The following is a 5,109-nucleotide window of genomic DNA, read 5'->3' on the forward strand; positions in this document are numbered from 1 at the left end:
AAGTCTAAATAGAGTATACAACTAATCCCACCTGCATAAGTAGGTGGGATTTATTTGACGCTTACATTTATAATATTCTTGATACAGGATGGTTGTAATAAATATTTTGATGGAGTCTAAGGAAGATTAGCAATCTAACTTTCAATGATCTAAAATGTTAAATTAAATAATATATTATTACCCAGTTAACAAATGGTGATAGAAAGGAGGCACATGATGGAATTTAAAGGCATTCATTGGCGTGAATTAGCTGAACAGTGGGGAATAAGAAGGGAAATGAAAGAGATTACAGATATACTCAATGTTCCTGAAACCATAAAGAAGAAGATTGCGGTTAATGGAAAAATTGTTATATTTGAAATTGATGATGAAGATGAACTGATTGCCGAGAAACTTAAACAGTATATATGGGATCATTACGACATGGAAAGTAATACGCTAGATAATCAAATTAAACAAGACATGAAAGACTTTCTTCGAGCATTAGCAAGCATGAATTTCACAATACCCAAATGTTTGAAGCCCTTTTAAATATTGAGGAAGATCACACTTTCCTCACCTGGTTTACGCACAATTTGGAAAACATGTGGACGTAAGTTGCAGGGGAGTCGGTATAACCGTATAGATTCCCCTAAACCTTTTTCACTATTGTTAGACCAATATGTTGATCAAAAAATGATATTCTTTTTCGACATAACTATCCACTTTGTTATTTTATTTTTGAACCTTTGCTTCGATTTCTTTTTCACGAAAATAACGATTCTTTGCTTTTTCTATTATCTGATCAATCACACCTTTATAATCTTGTATTTCTTTCTTTGAAGTAGCCCCCATTATTGATTTATTAAGTTTATGAACCTGCTCCAATTCATCAGACGTTAAGATGTCCTTTATTCGTTTCTCCACGATTCAAACAACCCCCAAATTCTCCTTATTAATCCCTAGCATATTTAGTATTAGGCAGAAAGTGTCAATAGAAATAGTATACAAAAATCCAAGTAGAACATTTTATTTTTTTAAAGTCCAATTATTTTTCAATTTACTTTTAACATATCCCTTAACCTCTTCTGGAGTTGTCATCTCTAAATACATATTTTTGGCTGTTACTCGTAACATTTTAGCGACATCATGTTTTCGTTCATTATCGGCATCAGGAAGGTGAGTATATACCAATTTTTTAGATTCAACTGGATCTAAAAAGGGATGCACTTTTTTAACTACTAATGCAACTTCTAATGATAATCCAGCAGTTTTTTGACGGTAAATTGTTCCACCATCTGCTTGATATTCCTGCACCTGCTTCAATTTTTTTATAAAACTTTCAAATGAAAGACTACTGCCTGCGTTATTGATCAAATTGAACACCTCCGTCCATTAACGTTTTTGTAAAGAATATTAAAAAACATTTACTCATAAAGCCTAATCTTTAAATCCCAAGGTAACCTCGCCAAGCAAGAATTTAAATTAAAATAAAACTTGGTAAAATGTAAGTAAGATTCCTTTCGGGATTGGCGCTATGTACAACACTCTGCAGATGAACCTGCTAATCAAGGGAAATAACTTAAAGTATTACCACTTGACCAAAAAGTATTTCCTTATCGGGGATTTCATCTTCATCTAATCCTTCAAGACATAATTTAATTACTTCTTTTATGTTTTCGGTTGCTTCTTGCAATGTTTTACCTTTTGTGTAGCATCCTTCAAAAAAAGGACAAGTTGCTACAAAATAGCCATTTTCATCTTCTTCGTATAAAATTGGAAATGTTTTAGCCATGCTAACCACCTCATCGTTATTATACGCAAGATTATTCACATAATCACGGCTTTTTGCTTTTAAAGGCTGTTAATGTTGTGAATAAACTCTAATACTGTATAAACATTGATGCAACGATAATTATAAACAAAATATGTTGCTTGTTTTGGTCTTGAAATATAAGACGCCTAGTATAAGACGACAATAGTTATTGGTGAGTTATATTGACAATTAGAAGAATACAAATCTACCGCGTGTATATGATTGTCCCTCAAAAAAATTATTAATTATACAAAAAAGATGTGTGCTCATAATATTCTTTTCTATTTTATTTTTTTTTGAAATATACCCATTCCCTTACATACACCTAGACTGATTTGATTAATATTAATCAGCCCCAATTTAGCTCCAAAATTAGCCCCAAATACGTTCAAATTCATGCTTTATCTTGCAATTCCAAAAAAATTAAAAAAGCCGCGAATCCTTGAAATGTTAAGTTTTCTAAGGCTAAGTTTTGCAAAAATAATTTCCTAACTTTTGAAAATATTCATTCCTCGGTTGATGCAAATAATCATTTACATTTTGTAATACTTATATTACAATGATAGTGATCTATTTTAGAAGGAAGGGAACTTGATGCTTGAGAATAGGGTTCGAGAGTTACGTGCACGGTTTAGATGGACACAACAAGACTTAGCTGATGCAATTGGCGTTACAAGGCAAACAATAGGATTAATTGAAAAAGGGGATTATTCCCCATCTGTAACGATGGCATTAAAAATTGCAAATGCTTTTAATGTTTCTGTTGAAGAAGTTTTTTATTTAAAGGAAAGGAATGATTAAACATGTTGAAACATATCTTACGTACACCATTAATACCGATGGGTTTATTTATACTGCTCATTACATTTTTGACACTTTCACTAACGAATACACTGGTTGTCTTAGCTAGATTATCTTTTGGGATATTAGTACTTTGTACATTTTTGTGGTTAACTTTTATAAAGCTTTACAACCGTAAGAATCCCGATAATCAAATTAAACCGTTTGGATTAATTCCACCTGAATTCCGCGAGATGGATGAGGGTCAACAGTGGGTTACCTATAAAGCTTGCCGGAATGTTTATATTTACTATAGTTTTGCACTGCCAATTATAGCGGGAGCTTGTTTTCTTTTTTCTGGTCATGTTCTTATTCCATTAATTGGTATAGGTGTAGTAGGTGTAGGACAATATATTGTTTATTGGCTAACTATTCGAGTATTAAATCGTATTTAACAGATTAAGGATTAAAGGAATATAATTACAAGAATTTGTGGAAGTATGAGTATATTTATGTATTAAATTTTGATCTTTGGGAGATTTAAAAATTGGTTAAAGTTAAAAAGTTGAAAGATTGTACAATAACAGATGCTGTTAATGCTTGGAATGCAGGATTTGAAGGGTATTCAATTGATGTCAAGATGACCGCTGATAGGTTTTTGGAAAGGATGGTAAAGGAGGATTTATCCGTTAGTCTATCTATCATTGCCTTTGACGACAAACAACCGATAGGAATTGTTTTAAATGGAATAAGAGAAATAAACGGTAAAAAAGTTGCTTGGAATGGAGGAACTGGTGTTGCCAAGGCATACCGATCTAAAGGTATAGGAAAAAAATTAGTGGATGTAAGTATCTCTATTTTAAAACAAAACGGTGTAGATATTGCAACACTTGAGGTGTTAAAAGATAACGAGAAAGCAATTTCCTTATATAAGGATATGGGATATAAAGAAGTGGGGATATTAGAGTATTTAAATCTTAATAAAGCTTTGTGTCAAAATCCAATCCCTCATTTAAAAAGAAAAGTTACTGTTAAACAAGTGTTGCTACAGCAAATAGGCAAACAATTTTTTTATAAAGCAATGAACCCTTGGCAAACGCAATGGCAGAGTGCTAAACAGGGCGAAGGAATCATCGTTGAAGGCGAAGTTGGACAGGTGCTTGGCTATGCTTATTATCAAAGGATCTTCAATTCCAAAGGGAATCATATAAGTACTATTTTGTTCCAATGTGAAGCAAGACCAAATTTAAAAAATGCAGAGGAAGTAATTTATTTTATGCTCGGTCATATTTTTGGAGATTTTAAAAACGTTCTTAATCGAATAGTTCCCAACTTACCGGTCCGAGAAAGTGAACTAACTTATAAGGTGTTAAAACAGATTGGATTTCAAACAGCAGTTCAGCAATTAAGTATGAGGAAAGAATTAAAGTTACCTACGTTATCGGGTAAGTAATTTTCATTGTAAATCTAAAGTTTTGTTGTTTTGATAAAGGAGTGAATGAAGTATGTCTATTGCCATTATTTACGGAGGAACTCGACAAAATGGTAATACTGAAATACTTACTGAGAAAGCGGTTCAAGGGATTACTGCAGAAAAAATCTATTTAAAGGACTTTAAAATTCAATCCATTGAAGATTTACGACATGAAGAAGGGGGGTTTCATACGATTCATGATGAACACAATTTAGTTATAGAACGTATGATGCCCCATGACATTCTTGTATTTGCAACACCGATTTATTGGTATAGCATGTCCGGCATCATGAAAAACTTTATTGATCGCTGGTCTCAGACATTAAGGGATAAAAAATATCCTGACTTTAAACATTCCATGGCAAATAAGAAAGCCTATGTAATTGCGGTAGGAGGAGATTATCCAAACATAAAAGGTCTACCGTTGATACAGCAGTTTCATTATATTTTTGATTTTGTTGGTATTTCTTTTGAGGGTTATATAATTGGAAGAGGAAACAAACCTGGTGATGTATATAATGATAAAGAAGCGCTTTTAGCCGCTAATGAACTGCAAAAGAAGCTTATATTGGAAATAAATAAATAAGGGAGAATTATAAAATGATTGAATTACAATATAGTTCCTTTTCTAGCGTAGAAAGGCTTTTTAAATAAAAAAAGCAATTCATTCCAGCATTTGCAGTCATTCATGGTAGTTATCCAGGGAGAGTTTTTGTAGATCATGAAAACAGTCCCAAAGTTGCTATTGTTTGGGCCATTGGAAGGTGGATGTATTTAGAAGGTAACATAGCAACTAATCAAGAAAAATCTGAGTTAAAACGATTTTTTCGAGAAATTGTAATGCCAGATTGCAAGAAGAGGAGCAGAAATTGGTTTGAAATATATACGAATGATTCTAAACAGTTAGAAGAGTATTCCTTGAAGGAAATTGATTTTTTAAAGGTTGATAAGCATTACGAATCAGTGTATACGCTAAACGTTGAAAAGTTTTTACGTAAGCGTCAAATAGTCCCCACATTTTCACCATAGTTTTTTCATGCGATAATCTTCATAGAAAATA

General features: G+C 32.5%; 9 protein-coding genes. 6 read left to right on the forward strand and 3 right to left on the reverse strand.

The genetic code is table 11. The annotated features are described in order from the left end of the window. Positions 1 to 216: 216 nt before the first annotated feature. Positions 217 to 531 carry a hypothetical protein gene (locus GHD25_RS19575; RefSeq protein ID WP_164220029.1) on the forward strand — a complete coding sequence of 105 codons (315 nt, stop codon included), beginning with the start codon at positions 217 to 219 and terminating at the stop codon, positions 529 to 531. Positions 532 to 714: 183 nt separating this feature from the next. Here the strand turns inward: GHD25_RS19575 and GHD25_RS19580 are convergent, their stop codons facing one another. The 3 genes from GHD25_RS19580 to GHD25_RS19590 all read right to left on the reverse strand — a co-directional run bounded on the left by GHD25_RS19580 (position 715) and on the right by GHD25_RS19590 (position 1,774). After that, positions 715 to 906: a hypothetical protein gene (locus tag GHD25_RS19580; RefSeq protein ID WP_164220031.1), complete on the reverse strand. Its 192-nt coding sequence runs from the start codon at positions 904 to 906 to the stop codon at positions 715 to 717. 102 nt (positions 907 to 1,008) lie between these two features. After that, a complete protein-coding gene (locus GHD25_RS19585; protein WP_164220033.1) occupies positions 1,009 to 1,356 on the reverse strand; it encodes a hypothetical protein in 348 nt (115 codons plus the stop codon). 205 nt (positions 1,357 to 1,561) lie between these two features. Next, entirely contained in the window at positions 1,562 to 1,774 is a 213-nt protein-coding gene (locus GHD25_RS19590; protein WP_164220035.1) for a type II toxin-antitoxin system HicB family antitoxin, read from the reverse strand. 612 nt (positions 1,775 to 2,386) lie between these two features. On the opposite strand from GHD25_RS19590, the gene GHD25_RS19595 reads away from it, so the two are divergent. From GHD25_RS19595 to GHD25_RS19615, 5 genes are all read left to right on the forward strand, one after another. Continuing rightward, on the forward strand, positions 2,387 to 2,596 hold the full coding sequence (locus GHD25_RS19595; protein ID WP_033826665.1) for a helix-turn-helix transcriptional regulator: 210 nt from the start codon (positions 2,387 to 2,389) through the stop codon (positions 2,594 to 2,596). A gap of 2 nt (positions 2,597 to 2,598) precedes the next feature. Further along, positions 2,599 to 3,030 (forward strand): hypothetical protein, encoded by a 432-nt coding sequence (locus GHD25_RS19600; RefSeq protein ID WP_164220037.1) that lies wholly within the window; start codon positions 2,599 to 2,601, stop codon positions 3,028 to 3,030. 92 nt (positions 3,031 to 3,122) lie between these two features. Next, positions 3,123 to 4,028, forward strand: coding sequence for a GNAT family N-acetyltransferase (locus GHD25_RS19605; protein WP_033826663.1), 906 nt, complete (start codon positions 3,123 to 3,125; stop codon positions 4,026 to 4,028). A gap of 52 nt (positions 4,029 to 4,080) precedes the next feature. After that, complete coding sequence (locus GHD25_RS19610; RefSeq protein ID WP_033826662.1) at positions 4,081 to 4,635, forward strand: flavodoxin family protein; 555 nt, start codon at positions 4,081 to 4,083, stop codon at positions 4,633 to 4,635. A gap of 182 nt (positions 4,636 to 4,817) precedes the next feature. Continuing rightward, a complete protein-coding gene (locus GHD25_RS19615; protein ID WP_164220039.1) occupies positions 4,818 to 5,078 on the forward strand; it encodes a hypothetical protein in 261 nt (86 codons plus the stop codon). Positions 5,079 to 5,109 lie beyond the last annotated feature (31 nt).

The organism is Virgibacillus aidingensis, from assembly GCF_010994035.1.
Lineage (GTDB): Bacteria > Bacillota > Bacilli > Bacillales > Amphibacillaceae > Virgibacillus_N.